This window comes from Chryseobacterium phocaeense (assembly GCF_900169075.1).
Lineage (GTDB): Bacteria > Bacteroidota > Bacteroidia > Flavobacteriales > Weeksellaceae > Chryseobacterium > Chryseobacterium phocaeense.
Genome location: NZ_LT827014.1, coordinates 55,357 through 78,292, shown reverse-complemented (window position 1 = coordinate 78,292; position 22,936 = coordinate 55,357). Strand labels below are relative to the sequence as shown.

At 39.9% G+C, this 22,936-nt stretch carries 19 protein-coding genes; 12 read left to right on the top strand and 7 right to left on the bottom strand.

All coding sequences use genetic code 11. The features are described from left to right. Positions 1-9: 9 nt before the first annotated feature. The 6 genes from B7E04_RS01845 to ileS form a co-directional block, all read right to left on the bottom strand. The gene (locus B7E04_RS01845) at positions 10-654 is read right to left on the bottom strand and encodes a SanA/YdcF family protein (RefSeq protein ID WP_080777039.1); all 645 of its coding nucleotides are present in this window, start codon (positions 652-654) and stop codon (positions 10-12) included. A 14-nt stretch (positions 655-668) separates the two neighbouring features. After that, the gene (locus B7E04_RS01840) at positions 669-1,307 is read right to left on the bottom strand and encodes a lipoprotein signal peptidase (RefSeq protein WP_080777037.1); all 639 of its coding nucleotides are present in this window, start codon (positions 1,305-1,307) and stop codon (positions 669-671) included. Beyond that, the gene (locus tag B7E04_RS01835; protein ID WP_080777035.1) at positions 1,307-1,492 is read right to left on the bottom strand and encodes a DUF2683 family protein; all 186 of its coding nucleotides are present in this window, start codon (positions 1,490-1,492) and stop codon (positions 1,307-1,309) included. Before B7E04_RS01835 ends, B7E04_RS01840 begins: the two co-directional genes overlap by 1 nt. A 20-nt stretch (positions 1,493-1,512) precedes the next feature. Further along, on the bottom strand, positions 1,513-1,758 hold the full coding sequence (locus B7E04_RS01830; protein WP_080777033.1) for a DUF6576 domain-containing protein: 246 nt from the start codon (positions 1,756-1,758) through the stop codon (positions 1,513-1,515). A gap of 79 nt (positions 1,759-1,837) precedes the next feature. Further along, complete coding sequence (locus tag B7E04_RS01825) at positions 1,838-2,218, bottom strand: TraR/DksA family transcriptional regulator (RefSeq protein WP_034726982.1); 381 nt, start codon at positions 2,216-2,218, stop codon at positions 1,838-1,840. A 59-nt stretch (positions 2,219-2,277) separates the two neighbouring features. Next, positions 2,278-5,667, bottom strand: coding sequence for an isoleucine--tRNA ligase (gene ileS, locus B7E04_RS01820; RefSeq protein ID WP_080777031.1), 3,390 nt, complete (start codon positions 5,665-5,667; stop codon positions 2,278-2,280). A 403-nt stretch (positions 5,668-6,070) separates the two neighbouring features. On the opposite strand from ileS, the gene B7E04_RS01815 reads away from it, so the two are divergent. The 3 genes from B7E04_RS01815 to B7E04_RS01805 all read left to right on the top strand — a co-directional run bounded on the left by B7E04_RS01815 (position 6,071) and on the right by B7E04_RS01805 (position 9,926). Beyond that, entirely contained in the window at positions 6,071-7,759 is a 1,689-nt protein-coding gene (locus B7E04_RS01815; protein ID WP_080777029.1) for a M23 family metallopeptidase, read from the top strand. A gap of 87 nt (positions 7,760-7,846) precedes the next feature. After that, positions 7,847-9,139, top strand: coding sequence for a flexirubin biosynthesis putative acyl-CoA ligase FlxY (locus B7E04_RS01810; RefSeq protein ID WP_080777027.1), 1,293 nt, complete (start codon positions 7,847-7,849; stop codon positions 9,137-9,139). Positions 9,140-9,323: 184 nt separating this feature from the next. Continuing rightward, positions 9,324-9,926, top strand: a complete 603-nt coding sequence (locus B7E04_RS01805; protein WP_080777025.1) for a hypothetical protein — start codon at positions 9,324-9,326, stop codon at positions 9,924-9,926. Between the two features lie 35 nt (positions 9,927-9,961). Here B7E04_RS01805 and B7E04_RS01800 read toward each other — a convergent pair whose 3' ends face one another. After that, entirely contained in the window at positions 9,962-11,218 is a 1,257-nt protein-coding gene (locus tag B7E04_RS01800) for an NAD(P)/FAD-dependent oxidoreductase (protein ID WP_080777023.1), read from the bottom strand. Between the two features lie 98 nt (positions 11,219-11,316). On the opposite strand from B7E04_RS01800, the gene B7E04_RS01795 reads away from it, so the two are divergent. From B7E04_RS01795 to B7E04_RS01755, 9 genes are all read left to right on the top strand, one after another. Beyond that, complete coding sequence (locus B7E04_RS01795; RefSeq protein ID WP_080777021.1) at positions 11,317-12,837, top strand: flexirubin biosynthesis tyrosine ammonia-lyase FlxA; 1,521 nt, start codon at positions 11,317-11,319, stop codon at positions 12,835-12,837. Positions 12,838-12,901: 64 nt separating this feature from the next. Next, positions 12,902-13,633 carry a flexirubin biosynthesis SDR family reductase FlxB gene (gene fabG / locus B7E04_RS01790; RefSeq protein WP_080777019.1) on the top strand — a complete coding sequence of 244 codons (732 nt, stop codon included), beginning with the start codon at positions 12,902-12,904 and terminating at the stop codon, positions 13,631-13,633. A 102-nt stretch (positions 13,634-13,735) separates the two neighbouring features. After that, complete coding sequence (locus tag B7E04_RS01785) at positions 13,736-14,956, top strand: beta-ketoacyl-[acyl-carrier-protein] synthase family protein (RefSeq protein ID WP_080777017.1); 1,221 nt, start codon at positions 13,736-13,738, stop codon at positions 14,954-14,956. Between the two features lie 4 nt (positions 14,957-14,960). Beyond that, entirely contained in the window at positions 14,961-15,215 is a 255-nt protein-coding gene (locus B7E04_RS01780; RefSeq protein WP_040999465.1) for an acyl carrier protein, read from the top strand. A 112-nt stretch (positions 15,216-15,327) separates the two neighbouring features. Next, positions 15,328-16,212 (top strand): LpxL/LpxP family acyltransferase, encoded by an 885-nt coding sequence (locus B7E04_RS01775; protein WP_080777015.1) that lies wholly within the window; start codon positions 15,328-15,330, stop codon positions 16,210-16,212. A 154-nt stretch (positions 16,213-16,366) separates the two neighbouring features. Then, positions 16,367-17,899, top strand: a complete 1,533-nt coding sequence (locus B7E04_RS01770; protein WP_080777013.1) for a phytoene desaturase family protein — start codon at positions 16,367-16,369, stop codon at positions 17,897-17,899. Continuing rightward, positions 17,889-19,574: a C45 family autoproteolytic acyltransferase/hydolase gene (locus B7E04_RS01765; protein WP_080777011.1), complete on the top strand. Its 1,686-nt coding sequence runs from the start codon at positions 17,889-17,891 to the stop codon at positions 19,572-19,574. Before B7E04_RS01770 ends, B7E04_RS01765 begins: the two co-directional genes overlap by 11 nt. Continuing rightward, complete coding sequence (locus B7E04_RS01760) at positions 19,571-19,936, top strand: DUF1648 domain-containing protein (RefSeq protein WP_080777009.1); 366 nt, start codon at positions 19,571-19,573, stop codon at positions 19,934-19,936. Before B7E04_RS01765 ends, B7E04_RS01760 begins: the two co-directional genes overlap by 4 nt. Positions 19,937-20,245: 309 nt before the next feature. After that, entirely contained in the window at positions 20,246-22,915 is a 2,670-nt protein-coding gene (locus B7E04_RS01755; protein WP_080777006.1) for a T9SS-dependent M36 family metallopeptidase, read from the top strand. The last annotated feature ends 21 nt before the right edge of the window (positions 22,916-22,936 follow it).

Genomic DNA, 22,936 nt, shown 5'->3' with positions numbered 1-22,936 from the left:
CCTTTTCGCTTAAGGAATCACAATCTTTTCCCCTCCGAATTTCGGTTCCACCCCAAAAAGCAGATCCCAGTATACTTTTGCTTTGGCAAGATACTCTCTCAGGTTTGTTTTTAAGCCAGCATATTTATTCACATCATTCGCGTTGTAACCGAAGGCTTCCATTCCATTTTTCCGGGCAAGGAAAACCGCTCTTTCATTGTGGAATTTCTGGGAGATGATAACCAGCTTATTTTGTCCAAAGATTTCTTTGGCCCGGATCACGGAATCCAGTGTGCGGAATCCGGCATGGTCCATCACAATTCTTTCCTTTGGAATGCCATACTGCATCAGGGTAAGCTGCATGTCTTCCGGTTCATTATAATCTTTCGTACTGTTGTCCCCGCTTACGATAATGTATTGTATTTTTCCGCTTTTGTACAGGTCAATGGCAGCCTGGATCCGGTTATAAAAGTAGGCATTGGGCAGTCCATTGCTTAGTTTTTTTCCGGTTCCTAATAGTAAAGCCGTTTTGGTTTTGGGAACATCAGCGATGTTGTAAGAAACGAATGGGCTGCTTTCTTTTCTGATGCTGTAGTTGGCCCAGGCGATAAAAATAATTCCCGCTACAAGAAGAAGCAGGAAAATTTTAAATATATTTTTGATTATTTTTTTCATCCGGAATAGATCTTTTAAAACTCCAGTCCGTTCGGGAACGCTTTTTTTCTGAAAATCAGTAAGAAGGCTGCTCCAACGGTAATGGCAGAGTCGGCTACATTAAAAATATATTTGAAGAACTCAATATGTTTTCCTCCTATCAGAGGCCAGCTTTCAGGGACATACCAGTCTACCAGCGGGAAGTGGAGCATATCTACCACACATCCTTTCATGAAAGCCGAGTAACCCTGCCCGAAAGGAGCGAACTTCGAAATTCCTCCGTATCCGATCCAGCGGTCGATGATTGGGTCATAAACAGTTCCGCTGTCGAAAATAAGTCCGTAAAACATACCGTCGATGAGGTTTCCTATAGCACCGGCAAAAATAATGGCCATAGGAATCAGGAGATAGTTGGATGCTCCTTCTCTAAGCCATTTTTTGAACATATAAACCATTCCTCCAATCAGGAAAAGTCTTAAGATCACTAAGAAATATTTTCCGATAATTCCTCCGAAATGAAGGCCATAGGCCATTCCCGGATTCTCTACAAAGGTCAGTTTAAACCCCGGGAGAACGGAAATACTGTCATCCAGGTTAAAATGGGTTTTGATGTAAATTTTTGAAGCCTGATCAATTAACAATACTAAAAATGTTATAGCTAAGATCTTTTTCATTACAGTCCTTTTGGTTTAGAAGGTTTGTCCGTATTCTTCTTATCGAAAATTTTCTTCGTTACTTTTTCTGTATGGAAAGTATTTTTGGTGTGGGCTTTTTCAAATTTGATGTTCATTTCCTTTAAAACACTTTTCAGCGCACTCAGCTCCATAGGATTCTTAGGATGTACTATGATAGATTCCATTTTCTTTTCTGTTTTTTATGTTACATTTTGGACAGCTCGTCCAGTCTTTTCCTGTCTTTCTCGGAAAGGTCATTAATTCCGTTGCGGCCCATCTTACTTAAAAGCCTGTCGATTTCTTTTTCCCTTTCGCGTTTATCAGAATTAAACTGATCATCTATGGTGTAGTTTCTGCGCTGATCCGGAAAGAACCTGTTTTTGATCCAGGTCCTGTTGAAGAACAGTAAGACTACAGCTACAATAATCACTAAAATTAGTACTTCGCTCATGGGTATACATTAAAAATTAGGTTTATAAAGTATCCTCGAATACGATATAAACCCAATATTATTTTAATAACCTTACGGCTTATTTCTGCATATTTTTCGCTTCAATGCTCAGCGTAGCATGAGGAACTGCCAAAAGTCTTTCTTTAGGAATCAGTTTCCCTGTTACTCTGCATACCCCGTAGGTTTTATTTTCGATTCGGATCAAAGCATTTTTAAGATCACGCACGAATTTTTCCTGGCGTCCTGCCAATATTGAGTTCTGCTCCTTGCTTAAAGTTTCCGCTCCTTCTTCAAAAGCTTTGAATGTAGGGGAAGTATCATCCGTCCCGTTATTCTGGTCATTTATGAAGCTTTCTCTGATCAGCTGAAGATCTCTTTCTGCTTTTTCTATTTTTTCTTTAATAATTGCCTTAAATTCCTGTAAATCAGCATCGCTGTATCGTACTCTTTCGTCTGACATATTCTTTTCTCTTTTTTAATAAAATTATGAAATGGAATTTGAAATACATTAACTATATGTTAATTCTTTTCAACATTTACCTTAAAATTAACCTCATCTATTTCGATTTCGTTAAAATTTGAAAGTGAAGATACAATTTCTATTTTATTTGACAAGACCTCTGAAGAAATATATTCCTCATTTTTCTTAACATCTTCAAGGAAAGGTGAATTTTCTTCAATGGAGATTTTAATTCTGTCCGTCAGTTCAAAATCTTTATCTTTTCGCAGGTTCTGAATTCTGTTGATGAACTCTCTTGCGATACCCTCAGATTTTAATTCTTCTGTTAACGTCAAATCTAATGCCACAGTTGTTTTTCCGTCGGAAGTTACCGTCCATCCCGGAATGTCTTTGGTAGAGATTTCTACATCATCCGGTGTGATTTCATACCCCTGGATATCTATTTTTCCTTCTTTTTCAAGGCTGGCAATCTGTTCGGCATTCATTTCGGCAATAGCTCCTCCTACCGTTTTCATATCTTTCCCCAGCTTAGGACCCAATGCTTTGAAATTCGGTTTGATCTGCTTTACAATCAGATGAGAGGCTTCCTCCGCGTTGATCAGCTGTAATTCTTTAACGTTTACTTCCTGCTTGATCAGGTCTGCTACCGCTAAAAGCTGTCCTTCCGTTTTCGCATCAAGAACCGGAACCAGTACTTTCTGTAACGGCTGACGTACTTTCACATTTTCTTTCTTCCTCAATGAGAAAACCATACTGGTGATATTCTGTGCCAGATGGGTCTTTTCCACAAGATCCTGATCGATCAGACTTTCATCTGCTACAGGGAAATCCGTTAAGTGAACAGACTCACAGTTTTCTTTACCGGTTACTTTATTTAAATCCTGATACAATTGATCCATAAAGAACGGAGCAATAGGCGCGGATAATTTCGCCACTGTTTCAAGACAGGTATATAAAGTCTGGTAAGCAGAGATTTTATCGTCAGAATAATCTCCTTTCCAGAAACGTCTTCTGCAAAGTCTTACGTACCAGTTGCTCAGGTTGTCATTCACAAATGTGCTGATGGCTCTTGCTACTCTTGTAGGCTCGTAATCTTCGTAGAATGCTTTTACTTCCTTTATCAGGAGATTCAGCTCAGAAAGAATCCACCGGTCGATTTCCGGACGATTTTCCACTTCTTTTTCCGTATAATTGAATCCATCCACATTGGCATACAGCGCAAAGAATGAATACGTATTGTAAAGGGTTCCGAAGAACTTTCTTCTTACCTCATCAATTCCTTCGATGTCAAACTTCAGGTTTTCCCATGGGTTGGCATTCGAGATCATATACCATCTCGTAGCATCCGGTCCGTATACTGAAAGTGTTTCAAACGGATCCACCGCATTTCCTAAACGTTTTGACATTTTCTGGCCGTTCTTATCCAGGACAAGCCCGTTACTCATTACATTTTTATAAGCCACAGAATCAAAAACAGCCGTTCCGATCGCGTGAAGCGTATAGAACCATCCACGCGTCTGGTCAACACCTTCCGCGATAAAATCAGCAGGGAAGGCTTTGTTGTTATCGATCATTTCCTTATTCTCAAACGGATAATGCAGCTGTGCATACGGCATAGAGCCTGAATCGAACCAAACGTCGATCAGATCACTTTCACGGTTCATTGCTTTTCCTGAATCTGAAACCAGAACTATTTTATCCACTACATTTTTGTGAAGATCAACCAGCTCATAATTCTGTTCAGACATATTTCCGATGATAAAGCCCTGGAATGGGTTTTCCTTCATGAATCCGGCTGCAACCGACTTCTCTATTTCATGATACAATTCCTCTACAGACCCGATGATTTTCTCTTCCTTAAGGTCTTCCGTTCTCCAGATTGGTAACGGAATTCCCCAGTATCTTGAACGGGATAAATTCCAGTCGTTTACATTTTCAAGCCAGTTCGCGAAACGCCCTTCTCCGGTAGCTTTCGGCTTCCAGTTGATTTCTTTGTTTAAATTAACCAGTCTGTCTTTTACAGCCGTCATTTTCACAAACCAGGAATCCAGCGGGTAATACAATACCGGCTTATCCGTTCTCCAGCAGTGCGGATAGGAGTGGACGTATTTTTCTACCTTGAAGGCTTTATTTTCTGTTTTTAAAACGATCGCCAGTTCCACATCCCATGATTTTTCAGGAGCGGTTCCGTCATCATAATATTCGTTCTTGATATATTTTCCTGAAAATACTTCAGGGACATTTTCTCCTTTGATGAATTTACCCTGAAGGTCTACCAGAGGAACAAGATTGTCATTTTCATCCTTCACCAACATCGGCGGAATTCCGTTTTCCTTACCAACCCTGGCATCATCCGCACCAAATGTAGGTGCAATGTGAACGATACCGGTACCGTCTTCCGTGGTCACAAAATCCCCGATGATCACTCTGAACGCTTTTTCAGGGGAATCATTCGGCGTAAACCATGGGATTAGCTGCTCATACTGAGTTCCGGCAAGCTGCTCTCCTGTGAACTCTTTTAATACTTTGAATGGGATCACTTTGCTTTCTGCCGTATAGCTGGCAAAATCCTCATCGGTTCCTTCCGCATATTTCTTACCGAATACTTTAGGCAACAAAACTCTTGAAAGAACAATTGTGATCGGTTCAAATGTGTATTGGTTGAAAGTTTTCACTAAAACGTACTCAATATCTCTTCCTACGGCCAAAGCAGTATTGGAAGGCAGTGTCCATGGCGTAGTTGTCCATGCTAAAACATGTACATCTCCATCCACATCATTGAACAATTGTGAAGTTTCTTTCTTTGTTTTAAACTGTGCCACAACCGTTGTGTCCGAAACATCACGATACGTTCCGGGCTGGTTCAGCTCATGGGAAGAAAGTCCTGTTCCTGCTTTTGGAGAATAAGGCTGGATGGTGTAGCCTTTGTACAGTAATTCTTTATCATACAACTGCTTTAAAAGCCACCAAACCGTCTCCATATACTTGGATTTATATGTGATATAAGGATCATCAAGGTCTACCCAGTATCCGATTTTTTCCGTAAGGTTATTCCATACGTCTGTATAGCGCATTACCGCTTCACGGCAGGCTTTGTTGTAGTCTTCAATAGAGATTTTTTTGCCAATATCTTCCTTCGTAATTCCTAATTCTTTTTCTACGCCCAGTTCCACAGGAAGTCCGTGTGTATCCCAGCCCGCTTTACGGAAAACCTGTTTCCCGTTCTGCGTCTGGAAACGACAGAAAATATCCTTTAATGCTCTGGCCATTACGTGGTGAATTCCGGGCATACCGTTTGCAGAAGGCGGACCTTCATAAAAAACAAACTCGGAATTACCCTCACGGATCTCAACACTTTTACTGAACGTTTTATTCTGTTTCCAGAATTCTGCTACATTCTCGGCGATGTCAATAAGGTTGAGGTTTTTGTATTCTTTAAATTGGCTCATTGTAAATATCTCAATATCGTTGATTAATTAAGTCTGCAAATTTAGTGATTTTTGTCGGTTTATAATATATGTTTATTTTAGCTTACATCTATTAAAAACTTCAATTTCAGAAATATAAATGCAGAAAGCAGTAAAATGTGAATAATGGAGGGTGAATAGGTCAAATTTTCCTATAGTTTATACAATTCTTCCACCTTCAATAGAAGCGGGTTTTAACCTGCTTAAAGCAAAACCATCTCATTGGCTTTAGCCAAAATATAATATGAAATTTTCTCTACAAATTACTTGTGAAAACCTGTACCATCTGTAGTTAAAAACAAAAGCACAGTCACAAATAAAGAAATTCCATCCCATTATAAAATAAAATTTCGTAAATTTAAATAGAACCCAAAACCAATGCTGTATGAAACTTTTCCACAAGCTTACGATCATCGTCTGTTCCTTTATAGGTATCGTGATATCAGCTCAAAATAATTATCCGCAAAATTATTTCCGAAACCCATTGAACATTCCCATGCAGCTTGCAGCTAACTTCGGAGCTGTTCGTTCCAATCATTTTCATATGGGGCTGGATCTCAGAACTAACAGTCAGGAAAATTTACCGGTTGTAGCCGCAGCAGATGGCTATGTAAGCAGGATCAAAGTAGAACGCTATGGGTTTGGAAATGCAGTGTATATTACCCATCCGAACGGTTACACCACCGTATATGCTCACCTCAATAAGTACTTTCCGGGACTGGATGATTATGTGAAGGAAAGACAGTACAAAGAAGAAAAATGGGAACAGGATATTAATCTTTCTCCTTCGCAGTTTCCTGTAACCAAAGGGCAAACCATCGCTTTGAGTGGAAATACTGGAGGCTCTGCGGGACCGCATTTGCATTTTGAGATCAGGGATACCAAAACAGAAGAATGTATCAATCCTTTGCTTTTTGGCTTTAATATTCCCGACCGTATAGCTCCTTCTGTTAGCGGCATTTATTGGTATGATCGCCGTTTCAGTACTTACGAACCTGGTGCAAATGGAATTGCTGTTAAGAAAGCAGGAAGTGCCTACACAACTGATATTATTCAGGTTACCTCCCCGGAAATAAGCTTTGCGGTGAAAGCCACAGACAAAGCCAATCAGGGATTCAGTCTGGGAATTTATCAGGCAGAATTATTAATGGATGGAAATCTGATCTATAGCTTTTCCATCGACAAAGTAAGTTATGATGACACCCGTTACCAGAATGGTTGTATAGATTATACAAAGTTTTCAAGAGATAAAATGAGCATTCAGCATTTATCTGAATTACCCGGTGTGAAACTGAAAAATTATAATTCATCCGGAAACACAGGAATTATTCATCTTGAGGATGACAGCATTCACAATATCGAAATTGTTTTAAAGGACATCAATGGAAACACGAGTAAGCTGGTAACAAAGGTTCGCTACGACAGAAATTCACCGCAGGTTACTTCTTCCGATAAACTGGTAAAACCGAATGAAGGGAAAACAATCCGTACAGAAAATGCAGAAATTACACTCAGCAAAAACGCCGTGTACGATGCCATAAATTTTAAAATGAATGAAAATCCGGCTTCCCATGCCCATGCCGTTTCAAATACAATTGTTCTGCAGACTTCATACATTCCGGTTCATGACCAATATACTCTAAAGATCAAGCCCAACAGAAAGCTATCCAGTGAAGAAAAGAATAAAGTCGTTATGCTGTTTGATTACGGAAGTGATAGAGATGCAATAAAAGGGAAATGGAACGGAGATTGGGTGGAAGCAGGATTTAACAGATTTGGAACAGCCGTTCTCCTGTTGGATGAGAGCTTGCCTTCCGTTTCTGCTGGCTGGAAGGAGGGAGCGCTTATCGGTAGCAGTGCACTAAGGCTGAAGGGAACCACAAAAGTGGGGGATATTGTTTCAGTCCGGGCGGAGCTGGATGGGAAGTGGCTTCGTTTTGCCCGTGTAAAAGATGATTTTGTCTATGCTTTCGATGAAAAATGCCCCAAAGGCTCGGGACTTCATACTTTAAAAGTCACCACAACCAATACCGCAGGAAACACCAATGTGCAGACTTTTACCTTCCAGCGATAAATTATAGCAGTCACTAATCTTTTACTCTTTCAATTTTTCAATCTTTTAATTTTATTAAATACATTTGTCTTTTAAAAATTAAAATCATTGGAATTCTATCCGGCCATCGAGAGATCAGATCTTCAGGACATCAAAAAATTTCAGGAGTATAAACTTCAGGAACTGCTTAGGTATCTTGAAAACCATTCCCCTTTTTATCAGAAGCTTTTCAGGGAGCATCATATCAATACTGAAGATATCCGGACCTTGGAAGACCTCAGGAGGATCCCAACGACCACAAAGAATGACCTGCAACAGTACAATCATGATTTTTTCTGCATCACACCGGATAAGATTGTAGACTACAGCACCACTTCGGGAACTTTGGGCGATCCGGTTACTTTCGGGCTGTCTGACGGTGATCTGGAAAGACTGGCTTACAATGAAGCCATTTCATTCGCCTGTGCCGGGATCCAAAAAGGAGATGTGGTGCAGATGATTACCACCATTGATAAACGTTTTATGGCAGGTCTTGCCTATTTTCTGGGATTAAGGAAAATGGGAGCCAGCGTGGTCAGAATGGGACCCGGAATTCCTGAACTGCAATGGGATTCTATTTTCAGATATAAGCCTAAATACCTGATCACTGTTCCGTCTTTTCTTTTGAAAATGATTGATTACGCAGAAAAGAATGGGCTGGATTATAAAAATTCAAGCGTTTACGGAGCCGTATGTATAGGGGAAAGTATTAAAAATCAGGATTTTTCGGACAATATTCTTTCGCAGAAGATTAAAGAAAAATGGAACATTAAATTATTTTCCACTTACGCTTCCACGGAAATGAGCACGGCGTTCACAGAATGTGAATTCCAGATCGGAGGACATCATCATCCGGAGCTGATCATCACAGAAATCCTTGATGATAACGGAAATCCTGTTCCGGAAGGGCAAAACGGCGAGTTAACCATTACAACCTTAGGGGTAGAAGCAATTCCGTTGCTTCGTTTTAAAACCGGGGATCTCGTAAAAGCCCATTACGAACCTTGCCAATGCGGGAGAACCACCATGAGGCTTGGGCCGGTGGTAGGAAGAAAACAGCAGATGATCAAATATAAAGGAACCACCTTGTATCCGCCTGCGATGAATGATATTCTGAATGATTTCAGCACTATTTTATGTTATCAGATCGTCATTCAGTCCAATGAGATTGGTCTGGATGAAATTATCATCAAATTGAGTACGGAGCAGGAACACGAGACCTTTGTGAATGAAGTCCGTGATCACTTCCGTGCAAAACTCAGAGTAAGTCCTAAAATTGAAGTCATAGATTTCGATATTCTTTCTAAAACTGTTTTTAATCCGAACAGCAGAAAACCCATTACATTTATCGATTTAAGATAAAAAATCAGGTAAAAAGCTGATTATAAAACACCATTTCTGGAGTGCAGGTCTTTCCGTGAGTTAAGATCTCAGAAGTATTGGTTTTAAAGGCAAACCACTACAAAGAAAAAAAATAATAAGTGTTTCAAGTGAATGGGTTTTTATAATATATTTGAAACTTAAAATTTTAAAAAAATTATAAACCATGAAAAAACTATTATTGTTGATGCTTGTTGCAATTTCAACGATTGCGATGGCTCAGAAATTTAAAATTCAAAGTGGGGATGCAAAATTCTTAAAAGGAACAGAAACCGTAAATGTTGTTTTCGATTATTCAGGGATGAAATTGCTGAAAGAGAATTATACCGAAGCAGAATATATCCCTAGAAGAATTGAAGAACTGAATAAAAAAACTGCGGGAAGCGGAGATATCTGGAAAAAACAATGGGAACGCAGCAAAGAAGAATTGTGGAATCCGAAATTCATCACCATATTCAACAAAGTTTTAACAAAAGAAGGTATCAATACAAAGCTTCAGGAAAATGCTAAAAGCCCATATACATTGGTTGTAAAAGTAAAATGGGTGTATCCGGGTTGGGATGCGGGAATCATGAAGCAACCGGCGAAAGTGACTACACAGCTTACTTTCATGGATAGCAGTTCTAAAAAAGTATTGTTTGATGTAGAAAGTATAGATGCTCCGGGAGATCAGTGGGGAAGTAATTTTAATAACGAAACCAGGGTAGGAGAAGGTTTTGCTAAAACAGGTAAAACCCTGGCCCAGAAAATTGAAAAAGATTTAAAATAAAAACCAAAATCGGCCTGAAATTCAGGCCGGTTTTTTTATAATTGTTCTCGTTGCTGCTGTTTCTCCAGCTTGATCAGATTGGCGAGGTTTTTAATCACCGAATCATGTTTCTTTACAAAAGGATTGTCTTTATTCCAGACATAGCCCGCCAGTACAGCACAGATCTTTTTCTTTACATCAGGGTTTTCCGGCTGGTGGAAAAATAATTCCTGAAGATTTCCCGTATACCATTCTTTTACATACGTGGTAAAAACATCCACCCCGTAAAGAATATAATCCGTATACTCTTTCTGCCAGTCGATTTTCTCGCCGTTCAGTTGTCTTAAAGCCAGTTTGGCTGCCAGCATCCCGGATTCCGTAGCAAAAGCCATTCCTGAAGAAAATACAGGATCAAGGAACTCGGACGCATTTCCTGTCAGGGCATATCCATCCCCGAACAGCTGCTTTACCGAGCATGAATAATCTTTCAGGTGTCTCGGCTCAAAAAGAAAATCTACATTGCCGAAACGTTTCACATAATAATCCGAGAGGGAGATGGCTTTTCTTAATGCCTCAGCAGTATTCCCGTTTTCGGAAAGCTTTTCAATATAGTCTGTAGGGCCTACAATACCCACACTTGTGTTTCCGTTGGAAAAAGGAATGACCCAAAGCCATACCTCCGTTTCTATAATGTCAAAGGAAATTAAAGTTCCTTCCTCGCCATCTTCCCTGTTAATATCCTCCACATGAGAAAAAATAGCAGAGTGAGGAGACAGTTTTGAAGGTTTTTCAAGATCAAGAAGTCTCGGCAGTACCCTTCCGTAGCCGCTGGAATCAATTACGAATTTAGCATGAATCTCTTTGGTTTCTCCATCTTTGGTTTTTACCGTTGTCACAGAATCTGTACCGTTGAATTGAATATCAGTTACTTCCGTTTCAAATTCCAGATCAATGCCTTTGTTGATTACTTCCTGAGCTAATGTATGGTCAAAATCAGCTCTCGGAACCTGCCAGGTCCAATTCCAGCCTTCCCCGAATTTGTCGCTGAAATCAAAAATGCAAACCTCGTCACCTCTTAAAAAACGTGCGCCCAGCTTCTTTTCAAAGCCCATTTTATCCAAAGCAGGAAACAGCCCCGCCTCATCAAAATGATCCATTACCCTGGGAATTAAGCTTTCGCCCACCACCAGTCTTGGGAACTTTGTTTTTTCCACAACCTTTACGTTGATATTGTTCTTCTTTAAGTATGAAGAAGATACGCATCCGGAAGGTCCGGCGCCGATTACAAGAACATCAACAAATTCTTTGCTCATCTTGATTTTTTATTTTAATAATAACTTCTATCTTTGCCGCAAAATTAGTGACAAATAATTAATATTTTACAAAATTACCAACTATTACTTTTTAATTGATGAAAATAAGTAACTTTTTAGAACTGAAGGATTTTCAAAAAATCATCATTGAGAACAGAAAAATTGAATTGAACGACTCACTTTTAGACAGAGTGGAGGCCAGCTTTCAGTTTTTAAAGGAGTTTTCGAAAAATAAAGTAATATACGGTGTGAATACCGGTTTTGGGCCCATGGCTCAATTTAAAATCAGTGATGAAGACAAGCTCCAGCTTCAGTATAACCTGATCAGGAGCCATTCTTCAGGGATCGGAAATCCATTGCCTGCTGATGAAGTAAAGGCCTGTATGCTGGCAAGACTTAACACCCTCTCACTTGGAAATTCAGGCGTACATCAGTCCGTAGTTCATTTACTTAAAGAATTGATCAATAGGGATATTACGCCATTGGTCTTTGAACACGGAGGTGTGGGGGCAAGCGGTGACCTGGTACAGCTGGCCCACCTTGCATTGGTACTGATTGGTGAAGGGGAAGTTTTTTATAAAGGTGAAAGAAAAGCAACTAAAGAGGTTTTTGAAACAGAAGGATTGGAACCAATCAAGGTGGAAATCCGTGAAGGCCTTGCTTTGATGAACGGAACCTCCGTAATGTCCGGAATAGGAATTGTAAATACCTACAAGGCGAATCAGTTAACAGATATTTCAATCAGACTTTCCTGTGCAATTAATGAAATTGTTCAGGCGTACGATGACCATCTTTCAGAAGTTCTGAACGGAACCAAAAAACACTATGGCCAGCAGAAAGTGGCAGAAAGAATGCGTGCCTATTTAGCCGATAGTAAGCTAATCAGGAAAAGAGAAGACCATCTTTATACCCATTTTGAAGAGCAGGAAAAAGTTTTCAAGGAAAAAGTACAGGAATATTACTCCCTGAGATGTGTTCCTCAAATCCTGGGTCCGGTGCTGGATACGTTGGAATACACGGAAAATGTTCTTGAAAATGAAATCAATTCAGCGAATGACAACCCGATCATCAGTGTTGAAGACCGTCATGTATATCACGGCGGAAACTTCCACGGAGATTATATTTCTCTGGAAATGGATAAACTGAAAATTGTGGTAACTAAGCTCACGATGTTGGCAGAACGGCAGTTGAACTACCTTTTAAATGCAAAGATCAATGAAATCTTGCCTCCTTTTGTAAATTTAGGTAAATTAGGCTTTAATTTCGGAATGCAGGGGGTTCAGTTTACGGCAACTTCTACCACGGCGGAAAGCCAGATGCTTTCAAACCCGATGTATGTTCACAGTATACCTAATAATAATGATAATCAGGATGTTGTAAGCATGGGAACCAATGCTGCAGTGATTTGCAGAAAAGTGATAGAAAACGCATTTGAAGTCTTGGCTATTGAAGCGATAACCATTATTCAGGCTGTTGAATACCTGGGCTTCCAGGATAAAGTTTCGTCTTCTACCAAAGAACTGTACGATGAAATAAGAAAGATTATTCCTGCGTTCTCAGATGATATGGTGATGTATCCGTATCTGGAAAAAGTGAAGGAATATTTAAAGACAATGTAACTATTAGGGATAATAGATTGTCATACAAAAGGATAAAAAAACTAAAACGACTAAACATTAACACATGAAATGTGCAATTGTCACAGGCGGCTCCAGGGGAATTGGGAGAGCGGTCTGTATAAAACTGGCTGAAGAAAAAAACTATCACATACTGATCAACTACGCTTCAAATGAAGTTGCAGCAAAGGAAACTTTGTCCAAAGTACAGGAACTTGGCGCTACAGGAGAGATCCTTAAATTTGATGTGGCTGATGCTGAGGAAAGTCAAAAAGTTTTGACGGAATGGCAGGAAAAAAATCCTGATGCCATTGTAGAAGTGATCGTCAACAATGCCGGTGTTACAAGAGACGGGCTATTCATGTGGATGAAAAATGAAGACTGGAGCACCGTGATCAATACCAGTCTGAATGGCTTTTTCAACGTTACAAATTTCTTTATCCAGAAACTTTTACGCAATAAATACGGCAGGATTATCAATATGGTATCTGTATCCGGGGTGAAAGGAACTGCAGGACAAACCAATTACTCTGCAGCAAAAGCCGCTTTGGTAGGCGCTACAAAAGCCCTGGCCCAGGAAGTAGCCAAAAGAAATATTACGGTAAATGCCGTGGCTCCGGGATTTATCAGAACGGATATGACCCAGGAACTGAACGAAGACGAACTTAAAGCAATGATTCCGGCCAACAGATTCGGTGAAGCGGAAGAAGTAGCGGACCTGGTTGCATTTTTAGCATCCAGAAAAGCATCATACATTACCGGGGAAGTCGTGAATATTAACGGAGGAATTTACTCATAAAATAATATAACAATATATCAATCTACCGGTGTAACAATGCTGGTTTAGCCTCAATATTATTGTTACATTATTAAACTGATACATTGCTAAATTTATAAAAAAATGGAAAATAGGGTTGTAATTACCGGAATGGGAATTTATTCTTGCATCGGGACCTCTTTGGAAGAAGTCAGGGAATCCCTATATCAAGGAAAGTCCGGTATTGCGTTAGTACAGGAAAGAAAAGAATTTGGCTTCAGGTCCGGCCTTACAGGGGTAGTTCCTAAACCGGAACTTAAAAACCTGCTCAACAGACGCCAGCGTGTAAGCATGGGCGAGGAAAGCGAGTATGCTTATATTGCCACTACAGATGCATTGAAGCAGGCGGGAATTGACCAGGAATTTCTGGATGCCCACGAAGTAGGAATCCTGTATGGAAATGACAGTGTTTCCCAGGCAGTGGTAGAATCTATTGATATTGCCAGGGAGAAAAAAGATACTACATTGATGGGGTCGGGAGCGATTTTCAAGTCAATGAATTCTACCGTAACCATGAACCTTTCAACGATTTTTAAGCTGAAAGGCATCAATCTTACCATCAGTGCGGCATGTGCCAGCGGTTCCCATTCTCTGGGACTGGCTTATATGATGATCAAAAACGGTTTTCAGGATATGATTATCTGTGGTGGAGCCCAGGAAACCAACAAATACTCAATGGCTAGCTTTGACGGGCTGGGCGTTTTCTCAGTGAGAGAAGATGAGCCTGCGAAAGCTTCCAGACCATTTGATTCAGGCAGAGACGGGCTTATCCCAAGCGGAGGAGCGGCCAGCCTTATTGTAGAAAGCCTGGAATCTGCTCAGAAAAGAGGCGCAACCATTCTTGCAGAGATTGTAGGATATGGATTCTCCTCAAACGGCGGACATATTTCAACCCCTAATGTGGACGGACCTGCTTTGGCAATGGACAGGGCTCTGAAACAGTCAGGATTGAAAGCGGAAGACATCGATTATATCAACGCCCACGCAACTTCCACACCCATTGGGGATGCCAATGAAGCCAGGGCAATTCATGAGATCTTCGGAAGTGAAGTTCCGGTAAGCTCTACCAAGTCTATGACCGGGCATGAATGCTGGATGGCGGGAGCCAGCGAAGTGGTGTATTCTATTCTGATGATGCAGAATAATTTTATAGCACCGAACATCAATCTGGAAAACCCTGATGATGAGGCGAAAAAGATAAATCTGGTCTCCAAAACGAAAAATCAAAAAATTGACGGATTTTTGTCAAATTCTTTCGGATTTGGGGGAACCAATTCCGCATTAATAGTTAAAAAATTTGATTAAAAACATGGAAAGGGAAAAAATTGTTGACATCGTTAATGATTTCTTAGTAAACGAATTTGAAGTGGATGGTGATGAAATCAGCAATGACGCCAACCTTAAAAAAACACTCGGGCTCGACAGCCTGGACTATATTGATATGGTCGTAGTAATTGAATCTAATTTTGGAGTAAAATTAGGAGAAGCAGATTTTAAAAAAATGGTCACGTTTGATGATTTCTATACTACTATTGAAAACAAAATCGCTGAAAAAAACGCATAACTATCGATTGAACTTTATTTTTTAATAATGTAACAATAAAACAATGTACCAGTGTAACAATGAATTATAGTATTGTCACACTGGTACATTTATAAATTGGTAAACTGTACTTATGAACAAATGGAAAGGTAAATCTAAAGGAACCATCACAGGATATAAAATCTTTGTGTGGTGTATTAGAAATATCGGGATCCGCAGTTCATATGTTGTACTTTATTTTGTAGCAACTTATTATTTTTTATTTCTCAGAAAAAGCAACCGCTACATTTCTTACTATTTTCAGAAAAGACTCAGTTACGGATATTGGAAAGCAAAAGCTTCCGTATTCAAAAGTTATTTCACCTTTGGGAAAGTCCTGATTGATAAAACCGCTATTTCAGCTGGTTTAAGGGAAAAATATACTTATGAATTTGACGGGATAGAGAACCTGAGAAATCTGCTGGCTGAAAAAAAAGGCGGTGTGCTCATTAGTGCCCATATCGGGAATTTTGAAATTGCAGAGCATTTCTTCGCAGATATTGATTTCGATTGTCAGATTAATCTGGTCACTACAGATCAGGAAGTTACGGTGATTAAGGAATATCTGGAAAGTGTCGCCGTAAAGCAGAGTAACATCAAATTTATATATGTAAAAGAGGATATGTCTCATATTTTTGAGATCAACAAGGCCTTATCTGAAAATGAACTGATCTGTTTCACCGGAGACCGTTATTTTGAAGGTTCAAAGTATCTGGAGGCAGATTTGCTGGGAAAAAGTGCAAAGTTTCCGGCGGGTCCCTTCCTTATTGCCTCCCGTTTAGGTGTTCCTGTGGTCTACGTCTATGTGATGAAAGAAAAAAATCTTCACTACCATCTGTACGCAAGAGTGGCAAAAAATATTAAAAACCGTGATTCTCAGGGACTTCTCAATTCTTATGTGCAGAACCTTGAAACCATGATCAGAAAATATCCCCTTCAGTGGTTCAATTATTTTGATTTTTGGGATGATATTGATTAATTTTTCTAATTTTATCCTTTAAAACTAATAAATAAACTCAAATTGTAAAAAATACAGAAACAGGACGATTTTACACCTCGTTCCGGTTTGGAACAATTTCTGAATCTCTGAATTTCTTAATTTTTGAAATAAAAAACACACCACTTTTCTCCTTTTGAAAAAAGAATACGACATACTTGTGATCGGTAGTGGATTGGGAGGTCTTGTTTCGGCTCTGATACTGGCGAAAGAAGGCCTGAAAGTCTGTGTCCTGGAGAAAAACAACCAGTACGGCGGCAACCTGCAGACTTTTTCGCGGGATAAGCTCATCTTTGATACAGGAGTCCATTATCTCGGAGGTCTTTCAAAAGGACAGAATCTTCATCAGTTCTTTTCCTATCTTGAAATTATGGGGGAGCTAGAACTGCATAAGATGAATGAAGATGCCTATGACAAAATCTCTTTTGGAGATGAAGATATTGAATATCCGCACGCGCAAGGCTATGAAAATTTTGTAGAACAGCTTACCGCCTATTTTCCCAACGAAAAACAAAACCTGGAAAGCTACTGTGAAGAAATCCAGTATGTTTGTGCCCAGTTTCCGAGATATCAGGTCATTGGAAAAGAAAATTATAATGAAGAAATTCTCCACCTGAATACCAAAAGATTTATAGAGTCCGTTACCCAGGATAAGAAGCTTCAGGCTGTATTGCTGGGTTCCAATTTTCTCTATGCCGGAGATTCCGAAAACATTCCCTTTTACGTTCATGCACTCACGGTGAATTCTTACATTCAGAGTGCGTACAAATGTATAAAAGGAGGGAGCCAGATCACCCGGCTGCTGATCAAAAAACTTCGGCAATATGGTGCGGAAGTCCATAAACATTCGGAAGTATCAGAATTTGTGTTTAATGAATCGGGAACAGTATCTTCAGTGAAGACCAAGTCCGGAAAAGAATATGCAGCGAAGAAATTTATTTCAAACATAGAAATCCGTTCTTTTATTAAGCTGATAGGAGAGGAAAAACTGAGAAAATCATTTCTGAACAGGGTTATGAGCTGGAACCCAGTTTCCTCATGCTTCAGTGTGTATATGGTTTTAAAGCCACAGTCTTTTCCGAATTTCAACTACAATATTTACCATTATTCATCAGAAGACATGATCTGGAATGCATACCGCTACCGTAAAGAAAACTGGCCGGAAACGTACATGCTATCCTCCACCCCTTCAAAACATCATCCGGAGTATGCAGAAAGTCTTACAGCAATTTCCTATATGGATTTTGATGAGGTTAAAGCGTGGGAAAAAACGATTAATACTGTAGCAGACGAACATGAAAGAGGATTAAGCTATGAGAAATTCAAGCTGGAAAAAGCAGAAAAGATGATCTGCGCTCTGGAAAAGAAAATCCCGAACCTCAGACATTCCATCAAAAGTATTTATACCTCTTCACCTCTGTCGTACAGGGATTATATCGGCAGCTTTGAAGGTAATATGTATGGTTATATGAAAAATTCAGATAATCCGTTGAAAACAATGGTTTCTCCACGCACAAAGATTGATAATCTGTTCCTCACGGGGCAGTCGGTGAACATGCATGGGATTTTGGGAGTTACGATCGGTGCGTTCAATACCTGTGCGGAAATCCTGGGAAAAGAAGTATTGGATGAACGGCTGAAACAAATGATCAATGCAAATGAAAACTAATAACAGGCTGGCTGCAGTATTCCGGGGAATTCAGTTTGTCCTTTTGATTTCCCTTATTTCATGTGGTGTTTCAAAATCTATCCGTCATATTCCGGATATCAGCACTTATGCTCTGGAAACTCCAAGGGTCAATAAGATCAATGATTCTACTTTCAGTTTTAAACAAAATTATTTAACCAAAAATAAACAGCAGCTCTGGGAGCTCTACATCAAAGGGAATCCATTGCAACTGGGATATAATAACGGAGCCCTTACCCAAAACCTGATGCAGCAGCAGGAAGAGATTTTTTTCTCGAAAGTGGAAGGTTTTGTTCCTTCAAAATTTAAACAGAAACTGCTTCGGGGATTCCTGAAGTGGTACAACAGGAAAATGTATCTCAATGTAAGGGAAGATTACCAGGCTGAACTGTACGGATTATCACAGTATTCATCGGATAAATATAATTTTATCGCCCCAAAATACCTCCGGAACCTGTATCTGCACGGAGCCCACGACATCGGCCATGCCATGCAGGACCTGGCAATGGTAGGATGCACTTCTCTGGCAGTGTGGAATGAAAATACAGAAGACGGAACCCTGCTTATCGGAAGAAATTTTGACTTTTATGTCGGGGATGATTTTGCTAAAAACAAACTGATCGAATTTGTAGAGCCGGAAACAGGAATTCCCTATATGTCCGTAAGCTGGCCGGGAATGATAGGTGTAGTTTCGGGAATGAATAAAGAAGGGATTACCGTAACCATCAATGCCGGTAAATCTAAAATTCCTCTTACGGCTAAAACCCCGATTTCTCTGGTGACCAGGGAAATTTTGCAGTACGCTAAAAATATTGATGAAGCCATTGACATTGCAAAAAAAAGAAAAGTTTTTGTTTCAGAATCTATTCTTGTCGGAAGTGCCTATGATAAAAATGCGGTCATCATAGAAGTGTCTCCGGATAATTTTGGAGTGTACAGGGTTGAAAACACCGGCAGAGTTTTTTGCACCAACCATTTTCAGTCGGAAGCCTATAAAGATGATAAAAGAAACCAAAAACATATTATAGAAAGCCACTCCGAATACCGCTATGAAAAACTTCAGGAGCTGCTTCAGGAAAACAAAAAGCTGAATCCTGAGAAAATGGCGGCCATCCTGAGAGATAAGTCCGGTTTGAAAGGAGAAAAAATAGGCTACGGAAATGAAAAGGCCATTAACCAGCTTCTGGCTCATCATGCCGTTATTTTTTCACCCGAAAAAAAACTGGTATGGGTTTCATCAAATCCTTACCAGCTGGGAGAATTTGTATGCTACGACCTGAATGAAATTTTCTCCGGAAAAAAAACTGAAGAAAACCTGAAAGCAAAAACAGAACTGAATATCGCCCGGGATCCTTTTGCAGATTCTGAAGATTTCAATAACTATCAGATATCCAAAATGCTGGGTGAGGAAGTGAGTAATGCTATAGACCATAAAAAAGATATGGCATTAACTGAAGATTTTATTCCTTATTATCAGTCCATGAACCCCGACTTCTGGTTTGTTTATTACCAGGCCGGGAGATATTACTTTGGAATTCATGAGTTTGAAAATGCTAAAAAAGAGTTTGAAAAAGCTCTGACAAAGGAAATTACTACAGTTCCGGACCGGAAGAATGTGGAAAAATACCTGAAGAAAACTTTAAAAAAATTAAAATGATCCCGAAACACATCAAACTGCTGTTTTGTATTCCGTTTGTCATCATCATCTGTTACACGGGCTACCTGTTAACAAAATACAGTTCGATTCCCGATATTATCCCTATTCATGGCTATGGAGGGAAGAATGACGGTTTTGGAAGCAAGCTTTTCCTGTTCGCACCCATCCTGTTAAACCTGATTATTTTAAGTTTTATCTGGATGATCATCAGAAAGCCGGAGAAGATTAAATTCACTTTCGAAGTAGAAGAAGAGGATAAAACAAAAACCGTTGCCCAATACCAGCTGGTATTGATTATTCTTGCCATATTTGTCACTGTTATAATGAGTCCGCTTTCTTTTTCAGATATTGTCTTCAAATAGAATTATTTGTTCTTTTCTCACAGGAACTATCAGGAGACCTGAAAATATTCACATTTTTTCAGGCATGGCCTTGAAAAACACTAAAAATGCAATTTTTCAAACCTTACCTTTCTTAAATGATTGATACTGGCCGTTTTAAATTATAATTTTTAAAAATTAAATATTGAAAATTTATTTATAAACTGTAGGTTAGACAAATCATTCATAAAATATTTTTGCATTTTTTGTGTTAAAAGTGTAACATTTTATTGTTTCTACTACTAACAGAGGAATTAATAAAAATCAACATTTCTTTAAAAAGTAAAAAATATGAAAAGAATTCGACTAAGTGTGAAGGTGTTATTGCTTGGTTCTTTTCTCAGTTTTGGTCTGTGGTCCGCTCAGAAACACGAGCAGGTGATCAAAGACTATGTTAATTCCGAGAAAGCATTCCAAAGAATAAATCCTGAACTAAAGGCATTTACCATCGTAAATATTGACCCTTCAAAAAGCCTGAACGGAGATGTGGTAGGAATACAGCAGACCATTAATGGTATTCCGGTCTTTGGAAGCTCAGCCAATGTTTTGGTGAGACAAGATAAAGTACTGAGCTTTGCAGATACTTTTATCAAGACCTATCCTACCAGCATAAAAGGAAAGCAGACGGCAGCAAAGGATGCACTGGTAGTGGAAACGGCTAACAAATTTAATGCACTCACTACCTCTAAAAACAGCGAAGGAAAAGAAGCTCCTATAAAGACCCATCTTGTTTATTTTCCAAACGGGGGAGAACTTACACTAGGATATCAGTTCAATGTTGAAGAGAAAGGGACCGGAAATCTTTGGACAGTGGTGATCAACTCGGAGGACGGTTCAGTTTTATACCGCGAAAACCTTACGCTTTCCTGTGATTTCCATGATGATGCCTACGGGCACATTGAGACAGGCCTTCCTGCCGGAGAACAACATGCTCATGCTGTGGGCCTTCCGGAATATTTAGATATCCAGTCTAATAAAATCAATACGAACTTTGTCCTGGCTCCGGATAATGCATCTTATAACGTATTGCCATTCCCTGTAGAAGCCCCTTCTTTCGGAAACAGAGCTTTACTGAACAACCCATGGGATATTACTGCATCCCCTGAAGGGTGGCATTTTGACGGAACTACCCGCTATACCAATACAAGAGGAAATAACGTGTTTGCATATACAGACGAAATCGGGAACAATACCGTTCAGTTTTCTCCGGATGGAGGAGCGGCGAGGGCATTTGATTTCCCGATGGATGTGACGCTTCCGCCACAAAACTATACCTCTGCTGCCGTAACCAACCTGTTCTATGTAAATAATAAAATGCATGATGTATTTTATAAATTAGGATTCACGGAAACAGCCAGAAACTTTCAGAAAAGTAATTTTGCAGCCGGTGGAACGGGTAATGATGCCGTTTTAGCAGAAGCCAGAGACGGAGGAGCATACAACAATGCGAATTTCCAGTCTCCTGCGGAAGGATCGGTACCAAGAATGCAGATGTATCTCTTTGAGCCGGCACAAATGCAGAATCTGTTCTATAACTCGCCTTCTACTGTTACCGGAAGAACACCTTTCAGTAAAACAGCACAATTTGGCCCCAGATTAGAAGGAAACCCTCCTGTGACCGGGGATCTGGCTCTTCCGGTGCCTGCGGACGGATGTGCTCCTGCAGCCGCGGGAAGCCTTACGGGTAAAATAGCAGTATTAAATGCAGCAGGACCTGCCAACTGTGGTTTTGCTGTAAAAACCAAAAACCTGCAGACGGGAGGCGCTATCGGCGTTGTACAATATCACCCGAACAGTGATACCCCGATCCCATTGGGAGGATCTGATGCAACCATTACGATCCCGACTATTATGATCGGAAGAACGGAAGGAGAATTTTTAGTGGGTGAGCTTACAAATGGTTCAACGATCAATGCCACATTAAAATATGACAAATTAAATTACGTTTACAGAGACGGAAGTTTAGATAACGGCGTTGTTGCCCATGAATACGGACACGGTATTACCAACCGTATGACAGGTACCGGAAGCAATTGTCTTAATTACGGTACTTCCAATGAGCAGATGGGAGAGGGATGGTCTGATTTCTTTGCCCTGATGCTGACCAATAAACCGGGAGATAATGCCTCTGTTGCCAGAGGGATGGGTACCTTTACATCCAGCCAGGCTACTGACGGAGGCGGAATAAGGCCGGCAAAGTATTCCCCTGATTTTGCGATCAATAACTATACTTATGCAAGAACCAACGGAATGAAAGTGAATGACATTCTTGGCGGCTTCCTGCCGGTTACAAGAGCAGATGTACACAGCATAGGATTTGTTTGGGCAACTATGCTTTGGGATCTTCACTGGAAATACGTTGAAAAATATGGCTATAACAGCAATGTTCTGGCAGATCCGAACAGTGGAAGTGCAAGGGTACTTCAACTCGTGGTAGATGCCCTTAAATTACAGCAGTGTAATCCTAATTTTATCCAGGGAAGAGATGCTATTCTTGCCGCTGATATGGCAAAAACCAATGGAGTTGATAAATGTTTGATCTGGAAAGTATTTGCTAAAAGAGGATTAGGAGTAAATGCAGCTCCTGGCGGACTTACAGGGGTATGGCAAGGATTCAACCAGCCGGCTCCTGACCTGAGCGACCAGGTGGAGAATTTTGATGTTCCTGCCGAGTGTAATACTTTGGCGGTAAATGAAGCTGCTGCAAATACCAAAGGAATTTCCATCTATCCAAACCCGGTGAAAGATAAGTTTACGATCAAAACACCTTCAGGAATGGATCTGTCCGGAATTACAACGGTTTCTGTTTATGATTTTACCGGAAAACTGGTTTCTACAGAGAGAATTAATCTTAACAAACAGACTACCGTTAATGTTAATACTCTGCTGAATGGTGCCTATATGGTAACCATCAAAGGTAACGCTATTGATTACAGCCAGAAGATCATCGTTTCAAAATAAAAAAGTAGAATAATTTCATAC